The 19,343-nt window shown below is 61.5% G+C and carries 15 protein-coding genes; 5 read left to right on the forward strand and 10 right to left on the reverse strand.

Going from position 1 to position 19,343, the window contains the following annotated elements; translation table 11 throughout:
• Positions 1-194 precede the first annotated feature (194 nt).
• The 3 genes from M0D66_RS17245 to M0D66_RS17255 all read left to right on the forward strand — a co-directional run bounded on the left by M0D66_RS17245 (position 195) and on the right by M0D66_RS17255 (position 6,113).
• Entirely contained in the window at positions 195-2,933 is a 2,739-nt protein-coding gene (locus tag M0D66_RS17245; RefSeq protein ID WP_211705417.1) for a LuxR C-terminal-related transcriptional regulator, read from the forward strand.
• 351 nt (positions 2,934-3,284) lie between these two features.
• Complete coding sequence (locus M0D66_RS17250; RefSeq protein ID WP_093639882.1) at positions 3,285-5,591, forward strand: PAS domain-containing sensor histidine kinase; 2,307 nt, start codon at positions 3,285-3,287, stop codon at positions 5,589-5,591.
• A gap of 129 nt (positions 5,592-5,720) precedes the next feature.
• Complete coding sequence (locus tag M0D66_RS17255) at positions 5,721-6,113, forward strand: DUF3331 domain-containing protein (RefSeq protein ID WP_093639885.1); 393 nt, start codon at positions 5,721-5,723, stop codon at positions 6,111-6,113.
• Between the two features lie 48 nt (positions 6,114-6,161).
• Here the strand turns inward: M0D66_RS17255 and M0D66_RS17260 are convergent, their stop codons facing one another.
• The 7 genes from M0D66_RS17260 to M0D66_RS17290 all read right to left on the reverse strand — a co-directional run bounded on the left by M0D66_RS17260 (position 6,162) and on the right by M0D66_RS17290 (position 12,618).
• Positions 6,162-7,631 carry an alginate export family protein gene (locus M0D66_RS17260; RefSeq protein ID WP_211705419.1) on the reverse strand — a complete coding sequence of 490 codons (1,470 nt, stop codon included), beginning with the start codon at positions 7,629-7,631 and terminating at the stop codon, positions 6,162-6,164.
• Positions 7,628-8,572 carry a glyoxalase gene (locus tag M0D66_RS17265; RefSeq protein WP_211705420.1) on the reverse strand — a complete coding sequence of 315 codons (945 nt, stop codon included), beginning with the start codon at positions 8,570-8,572 and terminating at the stop codon, positions 7,628-7,630. The genes M0D66_RS17260 and M0D66_RS17265 overlap by 4 nt, the downstream gene beginning before the upstream one ends.
• Before the next feature lie 49 nt (positions 8,573-8,621).
• Positions 8,622-9,365, reverse strand: coding sequence for a YoaK family protein (locus M0D66_RS17270; protein ID WP_211705422.1), 744 nt, complete (start codon positions 9,363-9,365; stop codon positions 8,622-8,624).
• Entirely contained in the window at positions 9,347-9,583 is a 237-nt protein-coding gene (locus M0D66_RS17275; protein ID WP_200619105.1) for a DUF1427 family protein, read from the reverse strand. Before M0D66_RS17275 ends, M0D66_RS17270 begins: the two co-directional genes overlap by 19 nt.
• 25 nt (positions 9,584-9,608) lie before the next feature.
• Complete coding sequence (locus tag M0D66_RS17280) at positions 9,609-10,010, reverse strand: DoxX family protein (protein ID WP_211705423.1); 402 nt, start codon at positions 10,008-10,010, stop codon at positions 9,609-9,611.
• Positions 10,011-10,023: 13 nt separating this feature from the next.
• The gene (locus tag M0D66_RS17285) at positions 10,024-11,901 is read right to left on the reverse strand and encodes an amidohydrolase (protein ID WP_200652267.1); all 1,878 of its coding nucleotides are present in this window, start codon (positions 11,899-11,901) and stop codon (positions 10,024-10,026) included.
• A gap of 90 nt (positions 11,902-11,991) precedes the next feature.
• Positions 11,992-12,618 (reverse strand): hydrolase, encoded by a 627-nt coding sequence (locus M0D66_RS17290; protein WP_093639905.1) that lies wholly within the window; start codon positions 12,616-12,618, stop codon positions 11,992-11,994.
• A 473-nt stretch (positions 12,619-13,091) separates the two neighbouring features.
• On the opposite strand from M0D66_RS17290, the gene poxB reads away from it, so the two are divergent.
• Together poxB and M0D66_RS17300 are read left to right on the forward strand one after the other, a co-directional pair.
• Entirely contained in the window at positions 13,092-14,813 is a 1,722-nt protein-coding gene (poxB, locus tag M0D66_RS17295; protein WP_266211071.1) for a ubiquinone-dependent pyruvate dehydrogenase, read from the forward strand.
• Between the two features lie 51 nt (positions 14,814-14,864).
• Positions 14,865-16,139 carry an MFS transporter gene (locus M0D66_RS17300; protein ID WP_093639911.1) on the forward strand — a complete coding sequence of 425 codons (1,275 nt, stop codon included), beginning with the start codon at positions 14,865-14,867 and terminating at the stop codon, positions 16,137-16,139.
• A 54-nt stretch (positions 16,140-16,193) separates the two neighbouring features.
• Here M0D66_RS17300 and M0D66_RS17305 read toward each other — a convergent pair whose 3' ends face one another.
• The 3 genes from M0D66_RS17305 to M0D66_RS17315 form a co-directional block, all read right to left on the reverse strand.
• Positions 16,194-17,438, reverse strand: a complete 1,245-nt coding sequence (locus M0D66_RS17305; RefSeq protein WP_093639914.1) for an acyl-CoA dehydrogenase family protein — start codon at positions 17,436-17,438, stop codon at positions 16,194-16,196.
• Positions 17,439-17,516: 78 nt separating this feature from the next.
• The gene (locus M0D66_RS17310; RefSeq protein ID WP_093639918.1) at positions 17,517-18,281 is read right to left on the reverse strand and encodes an SDR family oxidoreductase; all 765 of its coding nucleotides are present in this window, start codon (positions 18,279-18,281) and stop codon (positions 17,517-17,519) included.
• A 42-nt stretch (positions 18,282-18,323) separates the two neighbouring features.
• Positions 18,324-19,343 (reverse strand): phosphotransferase, encoded by a 1,020-nt coding sequence (locus M0D66_RS17315; RefSeq protein ID WP_200619102.1) that lies wholly within the window; start codon positions 19,341-19,343, stop codon positions 18,324-18,326.

Here is a 19,343-nt window from a genome sequence, read left to right on the forward strand (position 1 = left end):
TGGGGCGAAAAATGAGTCGGTCCTGGCGAGGCGCGGATGTGCGCATATGGTCGCCTGGCGCGGCGCGCCCTGCCATCCCCCAGATTGGGGAGAGTCACACCCTCCCCCGTCCCGGGGGAGTGCTTCTGCAAATGAGGGGGTGGCAAGCGCGCCTCCCAACAATTGGCTGGCTCAAAACAATGGGTGACTGAAACATGCGTGTGACTGGAGAGACGTCCGCGAGCGGACTGCACCTTTTCCTCGCAACGAAGATCGTTCCGCCGCGCGTGCCGGTCGATCTCATCGCGCGTCCGCGGCTCGCCGGCCTCGCCGAGCGCGCCGCGAACAAACGTCTCACCGTGATCAAGGCGCCCGCCGGATTCGGCAAAACTTCGCTGGCGCTCAGTTGGCTCGACCGGTTGCGCGCGAACGGTGCATTAGTGGCGTGGCTGTCGCTCGACACGGAAGACGATGAACCCGCGCGCTTCCTCAACTATCTGGCGCACGCGTTGCGGCATGCCTGCGATAAGGTCGGCGCCGCGGCGATCAGCCTGACTGCCGACGCCGCATTCGTCCCGTTGCACGCCGTCGTTTCCACACTGGTCAACGAGCTTGTCGAAGTCGACGACGAGGTCGTCCTGTTTCTTGACGACTATCACCAGGTCCGCCTGCCGGCCGTACACGATGCAATGTCGTTCCTGATCGAAAAGGCGCCGCCTCATGTGCATGTGGTCCTCTGCAGCCGCACCGATCCGCCGCTGCCGCTCGCGAGGCTGAGAGCAGGAGACGATCTGCTGGAAATCGACGGGTCGGTGTTGCGTTTCGACTTCGACGAAACGAGGCGCTTTGTCGAACGCACGTTGCCCGGAGAGCTGAACGCTTCGACCATCCAGACGCTCTTTGCGGGCACGGAGGGCTGGGCTGCGGCGCTGCGCATCCAGATGTCCATGCTATCGCGCAAGGATGGCGAGACGGTTCGGGAGCGGGATGCGCCTTCCGGTAGGTCGCGGCCGTTCGCCGCCTATATCGAGTACATGTTCGAGCGCCTGTCCCCCGACATGGTCGGGTTCATGCTGCGCACGTCGATACTCGACCGGTTGAGCGCGCCGCTCTGCGAGGCGGTGACGGGCCTGCGCACGAGCCAGCCGATGCTGGACGAAATCGCCGGGGCGCAGTTGCTGTTGCAGGCGCTCGACGACAATGGGCAATGGTTCCGTTATCACCCTCTGATGGGCGAATACTTGCGGGCCCAACTCGAGGCACTGCACGCCGACGAGGTGGCGGAACTGCATTGCCGTGCGTGCGCGTGGTATGCCGATCAGGAGTTGTGGACGGAGGCAGTCAGACACGCGATCGCCGCGGGCAACACGGATAACGCAATTCGTCTGATGGAGCGGTGCGCGATGGCGCTGGTCAAGAAAGGCGACCTGCTCACGCTGCTCGACCTGCAGCGCCGCTTTCCCGCCGGTCTGGCCGGTGCACAGGTGAAGGTTACGCTGGCGATCGCCTGGGGCATGGCGCTCGCCATGCATTTCGAAGAGGCGCTCGCGATGCTGGATGTAGTCGAACATGGTCTCGCGTCCAGCACGGGCGCCGAAGCCAAAGACATCCGGCGCGAATGCCAGGCGATCCGCTCGGTTGTCGCGGGCCTGCAGGATGATCCCGAGCGCGCACTCGTTATCGCTGAACCATGCATCGAGCGGCCGACCGCCGATATCTGGACCACCAATGTGGCGTCCAACGTCGTGCGCTTCGCCCATTGGAAAGCCGGCAATCTCGAAGCGCTTTACGCAACGCCGTGGATGTCCTATTCAGCCGAAGAAAATCAGCGCAATCTGTACTCTTCGGTCTACCGGCAGTGCCTGCTGGGACACGCGGAGATGCAACAGTTGCACTTCGGGCTTGCCGAACGGTATTTCACGGAATCGATGCAACTGGCCGAAAGGCATGCCGGTCCCGATTCGATCTCGGTGGCGCTATGCGCACCGATGATCGGCCAGATCTGGTACGAACAGGGCCGGCTGGACAAAGCTGAAACGCTGGTTGCCGGGTTAATGCCGGTCATTGACGTTGCGGTCCTGCTCGATAGCGTGTTGATTGCCTACCGCCTCCTCATCCGGATCGCCGTCGCGCGTTCGGACGTGACGCAGGCGTACGCATTGCTCGACCGGGGCCAGGCGTTGAGTTGCGAACGGCAATGGGACCGCATGACCGCCGCCGCCCTGGTTGAACGCACACGGCTTTATCTTGCGGAAGGCAGGATGGTCGAAGCGGCTGCGTGCGTCGCGCAACTCGATCAGATGGCGGCCCCCAACGCCCACCCTTCGCGTTCCATCTCGCTCGAGATCGAGAACTATCGCGCATTCGCAGCGGCCGCTGTTGCTACAGCCCAACAGCGGACCGAAGAAGCCACCACGGTGCTGGGTGCCGCGCTGCGGAGCGCCGACGGACGCCATGCGGATTTCGAGGCGCTACGCCTGCGAACCATGCTTGCACTGGTCTGGCTGGCCGCGAACGAACATGCCCGTGCGATCGCGATCTTTCGCGAAGTCCTGAAAGTCGCCACGCCCGCAGGCGTGTACCAGTCCATTCTCGACGTAGGGCCGAACATCGGACTGCTGCTGGACGCCGTTCGTGAAGACGCGGAGCAGAAGGAGCACTCGAACGAGCTGATTGCCTACGTCGATCATCTGCTCGACGGCGCGCGGATTCTCTATCAGCCAGGCGGCCACCGTCGACGCGATACCGAGCGCGGGTCGCTGAGTTCAAGGGAACGTGAAATCGTCGACCTGATTGCGCGCGGACAGTCGAACAAGGAAATCGCGAATGTGCTCGGAATTGGCGCCGAAACCGTCAAATCTCATCTGAAAAGCGTCTTCGTGAAGCTCGGCGTCGACAAGCGCGCTCAAGCCGTTGCGCGTGCACGGGACCTCGGCCTTGTGGGTTCAGACTAGCTGCATGCTGAAGTTGGCAACATGAGTTAGCGACATGAATATGTAATGGTGCAATCCGACGCAAAGTTCTAAATTGATCTTTTTTCCCCTGATCTTTTTCCTGAGCTTGCCTGACCGGCAGTTCCCGAAAAGACACCCATCTGCAATGGTATGACCTATCTCCACCATTGCCTCGTAATCGATTCGCGCCACAACAGCACGCACGATCAGACCTCGCGGTACGAGATGAAGTAACCGTCAACCCTCTCCGCTCGCCTGGCGAGCTAATGAGCTTTTCGCTGGAAAATCCCGCCATTGATGTGAAAATGTGGAGTAGCACTATTCAATACGTCGACGAACTCCGAGGTTGACATGCTTACCGTGTTGATACCACGCTCGTCCCGGCTTGCCGCCCTCAGCGTCGCCATAGCGGGCACGTCAGCAATGGCAGGCTTACTCGAACCGGTCACGGGCTGCTTCGGCCTCGTCATGGTTGTTCTGGTCGCGCACTTTTTCGACCGCAGCTTTGGGCGTCTTGCCGCGGGTTTCGTCTCGCTCGGGATCGCCGGCACGATGTTGACTGCCGGTCACCCTCCTCTGTCCTCCGGCTCGATCGGCCGTTGCGCCCTCGCGATCGGCGCGGCATGGCTTTGTGCCGAGCTGGTCTCCCGACGCCCGCGGCACATCCGCTACACCCAACCGCCAGACTCGACGGCCCACTCGAAGGATGACGATGTCGATCTCGAGGTTCGACAGGCGCTAACGGCAAGCGAGTCGAGAGAATTGATCCGCAAGCGGGAAGCGCAACTGAACTGGCTGATCGAGAATGTTCCCAGCCTGCTCTGGCGGACGGACGCTCATGGCCGCCTGGAATATGTGAACAAACGCGCTGAGGACTACACCGGCCTACGGTTTGAGGATCTGAAAACGCGCGGCTGGCTTCACCTGGTGCACCCGGATGACGCAGCCTCAACCCTTGAGGCCTGGCAAGATTCCCGCGCTAGCGGGAGACCTTACGACTCGGTCCATCGGTTCCGCGCGGCTGACAACACGTATCGCTGGTTTCAATGCAAAGGCACGCCCATGCGGAATGCCAACGGCGATATCGTGAACTGGTATGGACTTTCGACGGATATCCACGAGCGGCAGCTAGCTCAGGAGGTTCTTCGCACGGAAGAGCTCAATTTGCGAAGACTCGTCGACGTATTGCCCGCGATGATCTGGCGAGCCACACCGGAAGGCAAAGTCGACAGATGGAGCCGCCAAATGCTCGCCTTCATGGGCGCGAGCGAGGAAGAATTCGACGGCGAAATGTTACTTCGCCGCATCCCGGAAGCGGACCGTCTTCGTGTCCGCTCGCGCTGGCGGCAAGCTGTCCACGAAGGTGTGTCGTATCAGGACACGTACCAGATTGCAGGCGCCGATGGCGCACTGCGCTGGTATCTCGCTCGCGGCGAACCGTTTCGCGACAAAAGCGGACAGATCCTGCACTGGTTCGGCGTATGTACAGACATCGACGATCTCAAGCAAACGGAAGCTGTGCTCGAACAGCGGGAGCACCAGCTACACGAACTGATCGAGACTATCCCCGCCATGCTCTGGAGCAACGACCCACAAGGGGGGCTCACCTACATCAATCGAAAAATCGTCGAATTCGTTGGCATGGATCTTTCGCAGCTCGCGGGCGGCGGCTATCAGAAGACCTGCCATCCTGACGACCTGGACACTATGGTTCAAGCGTGGACACACTCGGTCGAGACTGGCGAGGCGTACTGCCACGCTGCGCGGCTTCGCCGAAACGACGGGATTTACCGGTGGTACCAGCACATTGGCGAAGCCATGAGGGACGTCGACGGCAACATTGTTCAATGGTATGGCCTCAGTCTTGACATTGACGAACGCAAGCGTGCAGAGGACCGGCTCAGGCACACTCAGGCTGAACTTGCACGGGCAACCCAGATTGCCACCGTCGCAGAACTCTCCGCCTCTATTGCGCATGAGCTTAATCAGCCTCTCACGTCCGTTATCGCCAATGCGCAGGCTTGCAATCGGTGGCTCGCAGCATCCCCGCCCAATTTAAGTGAGGCCAGGACGTCCGCGGAAAGCGTCGTTCGAGATGCCCATTCCGCCGATGAGACGATGAAAAGCATCCGCGCACTGTTCAAGAGCCAATCATTCCAGAAGTGCAAGCGTAACGTGAAAGACATGGTCCTCGAATCCGTACGGCTGCTACGGCAAGACGAAACCAGACATACCGCCGACATCGACCTCGATTTGCCCGATGGCCTGCCGCCGGTGTTCGTCGACCAGATACAGATTCAGCAGGTCCTGCTAAATCTGATCACGAACGGCATAGAGGCCACGGAAAACTCCGGGCGCACGCCCAGGATTCTCATTACCGCAAGGGCGCTTCACGACGGATCCGTGCTTCTCAAGGTGATCGATAACGGTTCGGGCATCGTGGGCGACGACAGCATATTCGACGCATTCGTCACGACCAAGAGCAAGGGCATGGGCATCGGGCTTGCGGTGTCGCGTTCCATTATCGAAGCGCATGAGGGTTCTCTTACTGCCGCCAATAATCAGGGCTACGGATCGACCTTTAGCGTCGTCCTGCCAGTCTCGAGCGATGACGCCGCGTGTCCGGACGTCGAGATCAGTGGAGCGACCAGTCGCTGAGCGGAGCACGGTGCTGGAGGGCGAACGAGGGACGCCCTCCACAATCATGTAATAGCGGCCCGCCAGTCTGCTACCTATCATCCAGTCAAGGTCGAGGGTTAGCTCTAACGTGAATCGAGGAACCGTATCATGCAAGCTCCCATTGAAACAGACAGAACGTGGCAGTCAACCATGGCGCTTCTCTCGAACGAAGGCGAAACACAGGCACCGGTTGTGTCCAGTTGCCTCCGCCCGCAGGGCGGCGAAAGCGACTTCCGCGAATGCGTCATCCGGGTGCTGGAGCGCCGTGGACGGAGCTCGGCAACGGTTGCGTGGAGCGACGCGACGTCCTGCTGCTACGGCGAGCAGCATTGGCGGCGTTGCGTCGCGAAGAAAGCCGGAGTTTGCGCCCTGAGTGGCCAGGCCATCAAGAGAGGCCATGCCGTGTATCGACCCAAGCGGGTTCAACCTACACCACTCAACATCGAAGCGATGATTCTGGCCACGGTCCTCGAAGCGGTCTCTTTGGAAGAAGGCTTCTGAAGATTCAGATCCGCTCGAAGCGTTGAGCGGGCCCCCTCCTGTCATCGGTCACCATCCGAACTTCGCTTCGACGCCCACGTAGTCCGCGTTGCGCGCCCCCAACGCGCGGATCGAATCGCCGACTTCGAAATGCACTGCTTCCAGCGCGAGCGCGACATTCGGGCTGACGAGCCAGTCCGCGCGAATCTGCGCATACATACCCGTCCAGCGGGTTCCCTTTCCCGCCGTGCCGGGCACCACGGCCATCCCCTGACCGTAGATCGCATCGCCCGTCGTCGCGCGCCACTGGAAACCGAGTGCCGTCAGTAACGTGAGCTTTGGCGATACCTTGAAGGTGATCGACGGCTTCACATGAATCAGATTGCTGTAGCCGGTGTATCCCGCCAGCGTGAAGTAGTAGCCGTTCGGAAACAACGGATTGAAGGTTTCGACGCGTCCATCGCCCGGATGCCGGTCGCCTGATGCGCCGTCGACCTGCAAACCGAAACGCGGCGACCCCGCCACCGTTGCGAGCGTATAGCCGCCCAGCAAGCCGAACGCCCACGCGCCGATGGTGTCCTTGCCGACGTGCCCTGTCTGCACCATCGATTCGCCATCCCAATCGAACGACGCGACCTTGCCCGCGTAACGCACGTCGAATACATCGCGATGCTCGGTGCCTGCCGCATCGAGAAAGCGCGCGTTGTCGCGGTTATAGCGCGACCAGTACGCTGACAGATCGCCTGGCCCCGTGTTCGCACGTTCCACGCGCACGCCGCTGAACGTGAGATGCCGGTTCGACACATCGTCGAAGGTCGTGACGTCGCGATTCTGCACAGGCTGCGTCATATAGCCGATGAAGCGCCACTTGTCGATTTCATAATCGGCCCACAGCGCGTCGAACGCCTGACGCACGTTCGGCCCGTCACGCACCGAGACGAACCGCTGCAAGTCGAACGCCATCTCCTGCCTCCCGACGCGCGCCTTGAACGTGCCGCCGCCTACGCCATAGACGAACGCGACGAACGCCTGCTCGATGTCGAGCTGATTCTTGTCGACGGGCGAAACGGCATCCTTGCCGAAGGGCCGCGCATCCTCGAGCTGGAAAAACGCCTGTACATGCATGCCGATGCGTGCATCGGCATGCACTTCGGCGCGCTCGATCACGTAGCTGTCGGGTCGCGCGGCGCCGAGTCCGAAGAGTGGCGTGTTGTTCAGTTCGAAGCGTTCACGCAGGGTCGCGCCGAGCGACAGATAGGTCGACGGATCGCTGCCGGGCGAGATGTACTTGAGCGCATCGAACGGCTCGCGCGGCACGCACGGATTGGCCAGCACCGACCAGTCTTCCTGCCAGTGGTTGAATGACAGCGGCGACGGCCGCTTCACGGTGCATTGAGGCGCAGCGGCCACGCCGGCAACCGCATCCGCCACGTTGTCGGCGGCGAACGCGTCCACGCCGTCTGCCCATCCGCATACCGCGAGCGCGGCGCAGGCAGCCGCCTTCGACGTCGCGCGCTTCAGCGAGCGAAGCTGCATCATTTCGCCAGCTCGTGAATCTCGGCGACGTAGCCGCCGGGAAATTCGACCATGGCCGTGCGCCCTTCAACTGTCCTGTTCGCCGGCGACAGCACCTTCACGCCGACGCCCTGCGCCTTCGTGAGCGTCGCGTCGAGATCGGCGACCAGATAGCCGGTGACTTCGCGGCCGAACGGATAAGGCAGCTTGCCGTCGGTCACGAACACGAGCATGGTGCCGAAGCCGGATGTGATGCGCACGCGCCGGATCGTCTCGCCGGATCGGCCGATTTCGCCGCCGTCCGCGTGACGGTTGTCGGACACGACCTTGCCGTGCGAAAAGCGCACAAAGCGCTTGATGAAGTTATCCGCGGATTGCGCGGACACATAGACGCGATTGTCGGGCACCGTCTCGAGCGGACCGTACGAAGGCGCCTTCGTATGCCAGTACAACTGCATATTCAGGCCGCCGGGCCATTGGATCACCGCGTCCTTGCCGATCGGATCGTCGAACGTATCCACGATCACATCCGCGCCCGCGGCGCGCGCGGCACGAACGGCCTTGTCCATATCGGTGACCAGGTAGCCCGTGCGTTCGCTGCCGAACGGATACGGTATCGGCGTCTGGAATGCGAAGACCGACAGCATGCCCACCGGCGTCCGCACGTATTGCGAAGCCGTTTTGCTCGGCGTCGGCGTGACCGTGAACACGGCGCGCGGCGAAGCCGTGCCGCCGAAGGTCGCGACAAAACTGTCGACGAACGCGTCGATGTCCTGGGTCGCCACATAAACGTGCGTCGTGTCGTACTGCGGACCGACCGACACGACCGGCAGGCTCTTGCCTACGTTCTGATGATCGGTCTCGGCGAAAACCGGCGAGGCGCCCAGCGCCATGCCGAGCGCCGTTATCGACACAATCGAAACGACAGCGGCCCGCAACACTCGAACCATCTTGACGGTACTCATAGAAAACACTCCTGGCTGGTAAGGGATGCCGCAGCGTTGCGCGGCACAATCAGGTTCCGACCTGTGGCGTGCCCGTCCTGCGCACCAGCACCGCGAGCACGCACAACGCGGCGAGCGGCAACAGCAGCGCCCAGAATGACGCGAGCAGAAAGCCCGCCGCGCCCGCGCACGCGCCCACCGCAAAACCGGCGACGGGCGGCAGTATGCGCAACAACCGGCTGCGCGCCGCCTGCCGTACGGCCAGGTCGTTGGATGAAAACAGCAGATCGAATCCGTCGATCACGGCCTGCGTAACGTTGCCTGTCATCACCGTGTTCGCGACCACGGCGCGCGTCGTCAACCGCCCATGCGCATTCTGCACGCCCATCGCCGCCGCGCCGAGCAGGCCGCAGGCGATGGTGAGCGGCGCATCGGCATCGGTGACAGGCATAGCCAGCAGGCCCACCGTCATATAGCCCGCCAGCAGCACCGCCTGCAACACGTACAACGCGTGTGCGCGTACTGACGGTTCGCGATGCAGCAGCCTGTTGTCAAGCATGCGGGCGAACACGATTCCGGCGACGAAGGCTGGAAACGCGAGCCACTTGATCAGCAGGCCATGCCCCCCGTGCGCAAGTGCCGCGCCGATCAGAAGGAAGTTTCCGGTCACGTGCGCGGTGAAAAGGCCGAACAGCGCGACGAAGCCGAGCGTGTCGACATAACCCGCTATCAAGGCAAGACACGTGTCTTCGCCGGGCACCTGACCGGGTTGCGCAGCGAACCACGCCACCGCGTCTACTGATCCTCTTTGCATAACGGTGTCGGTTTGGTGCCGGCAACGGGCGGCGCGCTTTGGGTTTGTGCATCCGGCGTGCGTATGCGCGCCTGCACAAACGGAATCGCGTGCTCGCCGATCACAATGCCGAGCAGCCCGGCAAGCGCGATCAGCGGCGGCGCGGGCGATTGCACCCGCACAAGGTAGTACAGGAGACCGACCACGAGGCCAGCTCCCAGCGAGATCAGATATGGCATGATTCGATCCTCACGCGCGATGCGCTCAGGCTTGCCGTTGCACGAACCGCGGCAGCGCAATCCGGTAGCGTCCCGCACCGCCGATCGCGATGGTTCCGAACATGATCAGCAGCATCCACGCGAATTGCGCCTCGCCCAACGTCCATTCGCGATGCACGAAACCCAGCGCGACCACGCAGACCACCATAATCGGCAGCGCGGCAAGCCGCGTCGCGATGCCCGCGATCATCAGCAGCGGGCACACGACCTCCGCGAAGATCGCACAGCCTAATGTCAGCATCTTGCCGAGATGAAACGGGTCTTCGATCGCCTCGAGCTGACTCGTGTAGTGGATTGCCTTCGGCAGTCCATGCACGAGCAGCACGAGCACGCTCGCGGTGACGCGCAGAAACAGCAGCGCCACATCGAAAGTGAGAAAACGCTTCATCGCCTGCCTGCTCCTAGAACGCGAAACAACTGCAACCGAGCGCGCCCCAGAACGCGTTCGCGTCGCCTGCGGGTACGTTGCTGCGCCATGCCCACGCATGCGCGTGACGATGCACACCGCACAGGTTCACGCATGCGTCATTGCACGACTGCACGAGCGGCACCGCAGGACGATAGCGCGCATAGCCGCCGTACTCCGCGACGGGCGACCACGTGGGGCTAACGGGCAGCGCAGGCGGGTCGAACGTTTCGAACTCTTCGGCCGCGTAGACAATCCGCCCATTGACCGCCGTCAGCACCGAGCTCAGATGCTTGATGCCGTCTTCTTCCATCGTGAAGTAGTCGTCGCTCAACACCGCGAAATCGGCTAGCTGGCCAGGCACGAGCGCGCCCTTCTTCGTCTCTTCGTTCGAGAACCATGCGCTACCCACCGTATAACGGCGCAGCGCCTCCATGCGATCCAGCCGGTCCTGCGCGGCGTACATCAGCGTGCCGCCCACCGTGCGCCCCGAAACAAGCCAGTACAGCGACACGAACGGATTGAAGCTCGCGACGCGCGTTGCGTCCGTCCCCGCGCCGACCGGCAACCCGGCCGCGAGCATCTTGCGCACAGGCGGCGTATGCGCCGCGGCTTCGGCGCCGTAGCGGGAAATGAAGTATTCGCCCTGATAGGCCATCCGGTGCTGGACGGCGATGCCGCCGCCCAGCGCGGCAATGCGGTCGATATTGCGCGCCGAAATGGTTTCGCAGTGGTCGAAAAACCAGCGCAGGCCGTTAAACGGCGTGTCCTGGTTGACACGCTCGAACACGTTGAGGAAGCGTTCGATCGATTCGTCGTAAGTGGCATGCAGCCGGAACGGCCAGCGGTTTTGCACGAGCAGCCGCACGACGGCTTCGAGTTCGCTTTCCATCACGTCCGGAAGGTCCGGACGCGGCTCCAGAAAATCTTCAAAGTCCGCGCCGGAGAACACGAGCATTTCGCCGGCGCCATTCATCTTCAGGAAATCGTCGCCGTCACCAGGTTTGGTGACTTTGACCCATCTCGCGAAATCTTCGATTTCCTGCTTCGCGTTCTGCGTGAACAGGTTGTACGCAATTCGCACGGTCAGCTCGTTACGCTTCGCGAGTTCCATGATGACGGCGTAGTCGTCGGGATAAGACTGGTAGCCACCGCCTGCGTCGATCGCGCTCGTCACGCCCAGGCGGTTGAGCTCACGCATGAACTGGCGCGACGAATTCAACTGGTCGTCGAGCGGCAGCTTCGGTCCTTTTGCGAGCGTCGCGTACAGCAGACCCGCATTCGGACGCGCGATCAGCATGCCGGTCGGATTGCCGCGGCGGTCGTGCTGGATTTCGCCGCCCGGCGGATTCGGCGTATCGCGGTCATAGCCGACCGCACGCAGCGCGGCAGCGTTCAGCAGCGCGCTGTCGTAGAGATGCAGGATGAAGACGGGCGTGTCCGGCGCGATCGCGTTGATCTCCTCAAGCGTCGGGCCCCGCTTCTCCGCGAACTGGAATTCGTTCCATCCACCGATAACACGCACCCATTGCGGCGCAGGCGTGCGTGCAACCTGCGCGCGCAGCATCTCTAGCGCGTCGCGCAGCGAGGGCACGCCATCCCAGCGCAGTTCGAGATTGAAATTCAAACCGCCGCGAATGATGTGAAGATGCGAATCGTTGAGCCCGGGAACGACCGTGCGTCCCTTCAGATCGATGCGGCGCGTCGACTCGTTCGCCCATTGCATCATGTCGTGATCGTTGCCGCTCGCAACGATCTCGCCCTTCGCGATGGCGAGCGCCGTCACGAACGAACGCTTGTCGTCCTGCGTCGCAATCTTGCCGTTATAGATCACCAGGTCCGCAATGCGGCTGGGCTGAATCGGTGCGGTCATCGTCGCTCTCCGTGATGGTTGGTCAGACGCCTTTCACGCGCGCCGACAAACGCGTCGCGCGTGAAAAATGGCGTGAGGCAATCAGTTCGCCTAGCTCGCGTGCCCGCCAAGAATCTGCTTCGCGTAGCGCACGCCGATGCCATACGAGGTATGCGCCTTGAAAATCTCCATGCAGCCTTCGTACGTTTCGCCGCGCGCCCAGTCACGTTGCAGTTCGCACATGAACTGCACCGAGGTCAGCGGCACCGCGCCTGCCTGGATGACGCGCTGCACGGCACGCTCATGGGCTTCCCCAGTGATATCGCCGCAGGCGTCCGTCGGCACATAGATCTCGAAGCCTTCAGCCAGCATCTGCACGCTCGGGAAAGCGACGCACACTTCCGTCCACAAGCCCGCGATCACGATCTTCTTGCGGCCCGTCGCCTTGATCGCGTCGCGAAAGCCCTTGTCTTCCCACGAATTCATCGACGTGCGATCGATCGGTTTGATCTGCGGAAACACCGATTGCACTTCCGGCAGCAGTTGGCCACTGAAGGTATCGGCGGCGACCGTCGTCAGAACGGTCGGCACCTTGAAGAGCTTCGCGGTCTTCGCGAGGATCTGAATGTTGTGAAGGATGGTGGTGCGTTCGTGCGAGTGCGTGCCGAAGAACATCTGCGGCTGATGATCGATAAGCGCGAGCGCGCACGTGTCGGGCGTCAACAGTTCATGGGCCATGAGTAGCTCCAATTTTCGAGAATGCGAGGACCCGCACGGTTGCACGAAGGCCACCGTGTCAGCGTCCGGTTAGTGGATAGGTCGAGTCGATGTTGCATCGGCGAGGCGGATGCGAACGGCTTCCCGGCGAAGCTTGAGCGTGAGTTTCACGATGCCGCGATGGCACGACGAGAAGGTATAGCTTCGCACCTTGCCGCGACATTACATATTTATGTAGCGCGGTAGTCCACAGTAAGTTCGGATACCTGACCTCATTGCTCAGCCGGCGCGGAGCAAGAATTGCCTCGCCACGATGTTCCAGATTCATGTAATGGTCGTCTTAGGACCGGCCGGCTACTATCGAACATATCGCGTGGCGAACGGGTCTTCATTCGTCCTGCGCCAAAGGACGACGCACTCACGCGGAATGCGCTTCTTTTGCCTCCCCATAAGCATCCGATGGGCCGCGAATTCTTAATCTATGGAGATATGAAATGGCAACGATAGCTGCCGACTACATGGTTGGTGCACTGGTCAATGCGGGCGTGAAGCGTGTGTTCGGCGTGGTGGGCGATTCGCTGAATGGCTTCACGGATTCCTTGCGTCGCGAAGGTTCCATTGAATGGGTTCACATGCGGCATGAAGAAAGCGCGGCTTTTGCCGCGGGCGCCGAAGCGCATCTCACAGGACAACTCGCAGTCTGTTGCGGGAGTTGCGGCCCGGGGAACCTGCACCTGATCAACGGCCTGTTCGACTGCCAACGCAGCGGCGTTCCTGTGCTCGCTATCGCTGCGCATATTCCCAGTTCGGAAATCGGCATCGACTATTTTCAGTCGACTCATCCCGAAGTGCTGTTCAAGGAATGCAGTCATTACGTCGAGCTCGTCACCCATCCCGACCAACTGCCGCAGATTCTGGGCCGTGCGATCCGGACGGCCGTTGCGCGCAAAGGCGTCGCTGTTGTCGTGATACCCGGCAACGTGGCGCTCGGCCCGCTCACAAAACCTGTGCCGAGTTGGAGCGCACCGTCCGCTCCGATGATTCGCCCGGCAAACGCCGACATCGCGAAACTCGCCCTTCTGTTGAACCAGTCGTCGCGCGTGACCTTGCTTTGTGGAGCGGGTTGCAAGGATTCGCACGCAGAAGTCGTGGAACTCGCCCGCAAGCTGCAAGCGCCGATCGTGCACTCGCTGCGAGGCAAGGAGTACATCGAATACGACAACCCATTCGATGTGGGAATGACAGGCCTTGTCGGGTTCTCCTCCGGGTACTCCGCGATGAAGAGCTGCGACATGCTTCTGATGTTGGGTACCGATTTTCCCTATCGACAGTTCTATCCAGAGGGGGTGACGATCGCTCAAGTCGATACAAGGCCAGAAGCCCTCGGCAATCGATGCCCAATTGAGCTTGGCGTATTGGGAACGGTCAAGGACACGCTCACCGAACTGCTCCCCATGGTTCAGCAGAATACGGACAGCAGCTTCCTGAATCGCGCGCTCGACGACTATCGCAAGGCTCGCGCGAATCTGGATTCGCTGGCCGAGCCCGAAGCGGGCAGCAGCACCATTCATCCGCAATACGTGACCCGGCTCGTCAGCGAACTCGCCGCCGAGGATGCCATCTTCTCCTGCGACGTCGGCACCCCCATCGCATGGACAGCCCGCTATCTGAAGATGAACGGCAAGCGGCGCCTGGTGGGTTCGTTCAATCATGGCTCGATGGCCAACTCGCTCCTGCACTCGATTGGCGCGCAGGCCGCTTTCAGGGACCGGCAGGTGATCTCGATGTCGGGCGACGGCGGCTTCACCATGATGATGGGTGAGTTTCTCACGCTGATTCAGGCAGGCTTGCCGGTCAAAGTCGTCGTGCTCAACAACGGAACGCTGGGCTTCGTGGAAATGGAAATGAAGGCCAGTGGCTTCGTCGATACGGGATGCGACCTCAAGAATCCGAATTTCGCCGCGATGGCCAATGCGATCGGAATCAAAGGCATACGCGTCGAGCACCCTGCGGAGCTGGAAGGTGCGCTAAGCGAAGCGTTCGCCCATCCGGGCCCGGCGCTCGTCGACGTAGTAAGCGCACGTCAGGAGCTCGTGATGCCTCCCTCGACCAGCGCCGACCAGGCTTACCACTTCGGCCTGTTCATGCTTCGTGCCGTCATGGACGGTCGCGGCCAGCAGCTCATCGACCTCGCAAAGGTCAATCTGTTCCGGTAATGCAGTCCGCACGCGTATAGGGACCGTTATCCACGCAATGGGATTCGAACCATGTCCAGCAAAATCGTCGGCACTGTAGATGCTCCATCCGAACGCGAGCCCATCCACATGGGCTTCGTCATCGCATGGCTTTTCTGTGCCGCGTTCTACTTCATGCAGTACATGCTGCGTTCAGCGCCGGGCGTGATGGTGCCCGAGCTGAGTGCGGCGTTCGCGCGCGATGCGCTGGGCGTGGGTGCGCTCGTCGGCCTGTACTACTACACCTATGCGCTGTTCTCGATTCTTTGCGGTGCGCTGCTCGATCGGCTCGGCGGCAAGGCGGTCATTCCGGCCGGCATCGTTCTCGTGGCTGTTGGGGCGGCGCTGTTCGGCCTTGGCAGCGTGGAGGCGGCGCAGGTCGGTCGCCTGCTGCAAGGCGCGGGGTCGGCGTGTGGCTTTATCGGCGCGGTGTATCTCGCCACGCACGGCTTTCCGCCACGCTCTCTTGCGACGGCGGTAGGCTTCACTCAATGCTTCGGTATGCTGGGCGGTTCCGCGGGTCAGTTCGCCGTCGCGCCGCTCATTCACGGCGTCATCACATGGCAGCAGTTCTGGTGGCTGTCCGGCCTCGTGATCTTTGTGATCGCCCTACTGGTGCTCTTCGTGACGCCGGCAGCCCATGACAACAGCCCTGCCAGCCAGGGCTCGTGGCTGAAGATGTTCGCGCCGTACAAGCAGGTACTCACGAATCCGCAGTCCTACCTTTGCGGCTTCTGCGCCGGCCTTTTGTTCCTGCCGACTACGATTGGCGACATGATCTGGGGCATTCCATTCCTGCACAGCGGTCTCAACGTCAGCTATGGAGAGGCCGTCAATCGCGCGAGCATGGTGCCGCTCGGCTGGGTGATCGGCTGCCCGCTGCTAGGCTACCTGGCCGACCGTCTGGGCCGCCGCAAGCCGGTATTGATCGGCGGTGCGCTGCTGATGCTGGTGTCGGGCGCCGGCATTTTTTATCTGCCGGCCGGCGTGGCGCCGCCATATGTGCTCGGCCTGCTGCTCGGCATCGGCTCCGGTGCGGCGATGCTGCCCTACACGGTGATCAAGGAAGTCAACCCCGACAACGTGAAAGGCAGCGCCAGCGGCGCGATCAATTTTCTGGTGTTCACATTCAGCGCGTTGCTCACGCCGGTGTACGGCAAGCTGCTCGCCCACCATGCGAACGGCGGCACAATGGATCTGTCTACATTCCGGGCAGCCGGTTCATGGCTGATCGGTGGCATCGTGCTTGCCATGGTGCTCGCTATATTCATGCGCGAGACCGGACCGCGCGGACGCGCGAACGCGTGAGGGCGACGCCAGGTTCTTCAGCAAGGAGGAGCCCCTTGAACCTGGCGCTATCCGTTACACCGAGGGCGTCAGGTAAGGATTGACCTTGCCCGGCGCATAAGGCTGCGTCTTGAGTTCCATCCGTGCAATGCTCTGCAAGTGAACCTCGTCCGGGCCATCGGCGAAGCGCAATGCACGGCCCCACGTCCAGCTGTCGGCCAATGGCGTGTCGGGGCTCAGCCCCATTGCGCCGAACACCTGCATCGCCCGCTCGCATACGGCGGTGTGAACTGTCGGCACGAGCGCCTTGATCATCGAGATCTCCTTGCGCGCGTCCTTCGCACCCACGTTGTCGATCATCCACGCGGCCTTGAGAACGAACAGCCTCGCCTGATCGATTTCGATTCTGGACTTCGCGATCCACTCGGCGACTGTTCCGTGTTCAAACAGCGTCTTGCCGAATGCCGTGCGCGCCTGGGCCCGCTCCACCATCAACTCGAGCGCCAGTTCCGCGGCGCCGATCGAGCGCATGCAATGATGAATCCGTCCCGGCCCGAGACGCGCCTGCGCCAGTGCAAAGCCGCTACCCTCTTCACCGAGCAGATTCGATCGCGGCACGCGCACGCCTTTGAACTCGATCTCGCAGTGGCCTTCCGGCGCCACGTGATTGACCACCGGAATATTGCGGATCACCTTGACGCCGGGTGTATCGCGGGGCACGAGAATCATGCTCTGCTGACTGTGGCTCGGCGCGTCCGGATCCGTTTTGCCCATCACGATGAAGATCTGGCAATTCGGATGGGCTGCATTCGTGATGAACCACTTGCGGCCGTCGATCACATAGTCGTCCCCGTCGCGACGAATCGACGTGGTGATATTGGTCGCGTCCGAAGAGGCCACCGCCGGCTCCGTCATCGCGAACGCCGAACGGATCTTGCCGTCGAGAAGGGGCTTGAGCCACTTCTCGCGCTGAGCGGGCGTGGCAAACATATGCAGCAATTCCATATTGCCCGTGTCCGGCGCGTTGCAGTTGAACACCTCGGACGCCCACGACACCCGGCCCATGATCTCAGCGAGAGGCGCGTACTCGAGATTGGTCAGGCGGGTACCGGGCTCGTCATCGCGCAGATGCGGCAAGAACAGGTTCCAGAGACCCTCTTCACGCGCCTTATCCTTCAAGGTCTCCATAAAGGAAACCGGATACTGACCGGCACTCACTTCATCGTGCCATTGCCGGATGCGCGGAACGATATGCGTGTCCATGAACGCACGCACCTGAGTACGCAGCGCTTCGACTTTCGGGCTGTATGCAAAGTCCATTTTTACTCTTCCATAATCTGATTGGTGTTGTCGATGCACGGCCAACGACGTGGCCAGTACCGTGCCTCGACCCCATGACTAGATCGTCAGTCCACCGTCGACGACGATACACTCTCCGTTGGTATAGCTCGCAGCGTCGGACACCAGGTACAGCACGGTACCCGCCATCTCGCGAGGTTCCGCATGACGTCGCAGCGGAATCTGCGACACCCAGCTCTCGTACGTGGCCTGATCTGCGAACAGCGCCCCTGCAAAGCGGGTTTTGGTCAGTCCGGGAAGCAGCGCATTCACCCGGATCCCCAACGGTCCGCACTCCTTCGCGAAGGCCCGCGTCATGTTGACAACGGCGGCCTTGGTGATCGAGTAGATGCCCTGTCTGTCGCCAGGCTGCAATGCATTGACCGAAGCCGTGTTGACGATCGCGCCGCCGCCGTTTTCCCGCATCAACTTGCCCGCCTCGACGGACATGAAGAAGTAACCGCGCAGATTGACTTCCACCGTCTTTTCGAAGGACGACAGATCGGTATCGAGAATGTGGCCGAAATACGGATTGGTGGCCGCGTTGTTGACGAGAATGTCCAGACGGCCATGCCGTGCCCGAATATGCTGGAAGATCGCGTGGATGTCCTCGAGACGCCCCACGTGGCACGGGTACGCTTCGGCGCTCCCGCCCGCTTCCTTGATCTCGCTTGCAACGGATTCACAATCTTCCAGCTTGCGGCTCGACACAATCACGTGGGCACCCTGCTCGGCGAGCAATTTCGCGATCTCCTCGCCGATACCCCGGCTCGCGCCCGTCACCAGCGCAATCTTTCCTTTCAGGTCAAACAGATTTGTAGTCACGATCAGTATTCCTATTTCTACGTTCCGATTTCCTGCCTGTCTTCAGATCAGGTCAATGCCCATCTTCGCAAGCGCTCCGGCCATCTCCCCCACCTGCCGCGCTTTTTCGTTCGACGCGTTGCCGCCCAGGGCCCGCTTCTTCACGCCCTGTGCAATCGCGGCGAGTCGGAAGAAGCTGAACGCCAGGTAGAAGTTCCAGTTCTCAATCGACGAAATGCCCCGCAGCGCGCAATATCGCTCGACAATCGACGCCTCATCCGGCACGCCCAACGCGCCTCGATTCAAGCCTGCGAGTCCGGCGATATGGCTGCCGGGCGGAAGCCGCAAACACATGCAGAAGTACGCGATGTCAGCCAACGGATTGCCGAGCGTGGAGAGTTCCCAATCGAGAACGGCGCGGACTTGAGGCGCATCGCGCGTGAAGATGATGTTGTCGATACGAAAGTCGCCGTGCACGAGCGAAGGCTTTCCCGTTTCCGCCGGACAGTGGGCAGGCAGCCATTCGATCAGCGACTCCATGGCCGCCAACGTATCGGTTTGCGCGGCGCGATATTGCCTGGTCCAAACGTCGATCTGACGCTCGAAATAGTTACCCGGGCGGCCGTAGTCGGACAATCCGGCTTCGTCGATGTCCACGTCGTGGAGAGCGGCCATTGTGCCAAGCAGTGCGTCATAGATGGCGCCACGTTCCTCGACGGGTACTTCGGGCAGCGCCGGGTTCCAGAAGATTCGCCCGTCTTCGTAGCTCATGACGTAAAACAGGCTGCCGATGACATCGCGGTCCTCGCAAAGGTGATACGCGCGAGCGACAGGGACCGGTGTCCGGCCGAGCGCCGATATCACACGAAACTCGCGATCAACCGCATGCGCCGCCTTGAGCAGATCGCCGGGAGGTTGACGTCTCAACACATAGCTTCCGCTTTGCGCCTTCAAAAGAAACGTCGGATTGGATTGGCCGCCGGGAAATTTCTCGACGGTCATCGGCCCTTGAAACCCGGGCACGTGCACCGTCAGATAACGTGTGAGATCGTCGATGTCGAACTGGAGACTGGGGTGGTTCAT

The organism is Paraburkholderia sp. SECH2, from assembly GCF_030464795.1.
GTDB classification, from domain to species: domain Bacteria; phylum Pseudomonadota; class Gammaproteobacteria; order Burkholderiales; family Burkholderiaceae; genus Paraburkholderia; species Paraburkholderia aspalathi.

Coding starts and splice junctions, on each gene's coding strand:
- M0D66_RS17245 (WP_211705417.1), top strand. CDS start 195: ATGCGTGTGACTGGAGAGACGTCCGCGAGCGGACTGCACCTTTTCCTC.
- M0D66_RS17250 (WP_093639882.1), top strand. CDS start 3,285: ATGCTTACCGTGTTGATACCACGCTCGTCCCGGCTTGCCGCCCTCAGC.
- M0D66_RS17255 (WP_093639885.1), top strand. CDS start 5,721: ATGCAAGCTCCCATTGAAACAGACAGAACGTGGCAGTCAACCATGGCG.
- M0D66_RS17260 (WP_211705419.1), bottom strand. CDS start 7,631: ATGATGCAGCTTCGCTCGCTGAAGCGCGCGACGTCGAAGGCGGCTGCC.
- M0D66_RS17265 (WP_211705420.1), bottom strand. CDS start 8,572: ATGAGTACCGTCAAGATGGTTCGAGTGTTGCGGGCCGCTGTCGTTTCG.
- M0D66_RS17270 (WP_211705422.1), bottom strand. CDS start 9,365: ATGCAAAGAGGATCAGTAGACGCGGTGGCGTGGTTCGCTGCGCAACCC.
- M0D66_RS17275 (WP_200619105.1), bottom strand. CDS start 9,583: ATGCCATATCTGATCTCGCTGGGAGCTGGCCTCGTGGTCGGTCTCCTG.
- M0D66_RS17280 (WP_211705423.1), bottom strand. CDS start 10,010: ATGAAGCGTTTTCTCACTTTCGATGTGGCGCTGCTGTTTCTGCGCGTC.
- M0D66_RS17285 (WP_200652267.1), bottom strand. CDS start 11,901: ATGACCGCACCGATTCAGCCCAGCCGCATTGCGGACCTGGTGATCTAT.
- M0D66_RS17290 (WP_093639905.1), bottom strand. CDS start 12,618: ATGGCCCATGAACTGTTGACGCCCGACACGTGCGCGCTCGCGCTTATC.
- poxB (WP_266211071.1), top strand. CDS start 13,092: ATGGCAACGATAGCTGCCGACTACATGGTTGGTGCACTGGTCAATGCG.
- M0D66_RS17300 (WP_093639911.1), top strand. CDS start 14,865: ATGTCCAGCAAAATCGTCGGCACTGTAGATGCTCCATCCGAACGCGAG.
- M0D66_RS17305 (WP_093639914.1), bottom strand. CDS start 17,438: ATGGACTTTGCATACAGCCCGAAAGTCGAAGCGCTGCGTACTCAGGTG.
- M0D66_RS17315 (WP_200619102.1), bottom strand. CDS start 19,343: ATGAACCACCCCAGTCTCCAGTTCGACATCGACGATCTCACACGTTAT.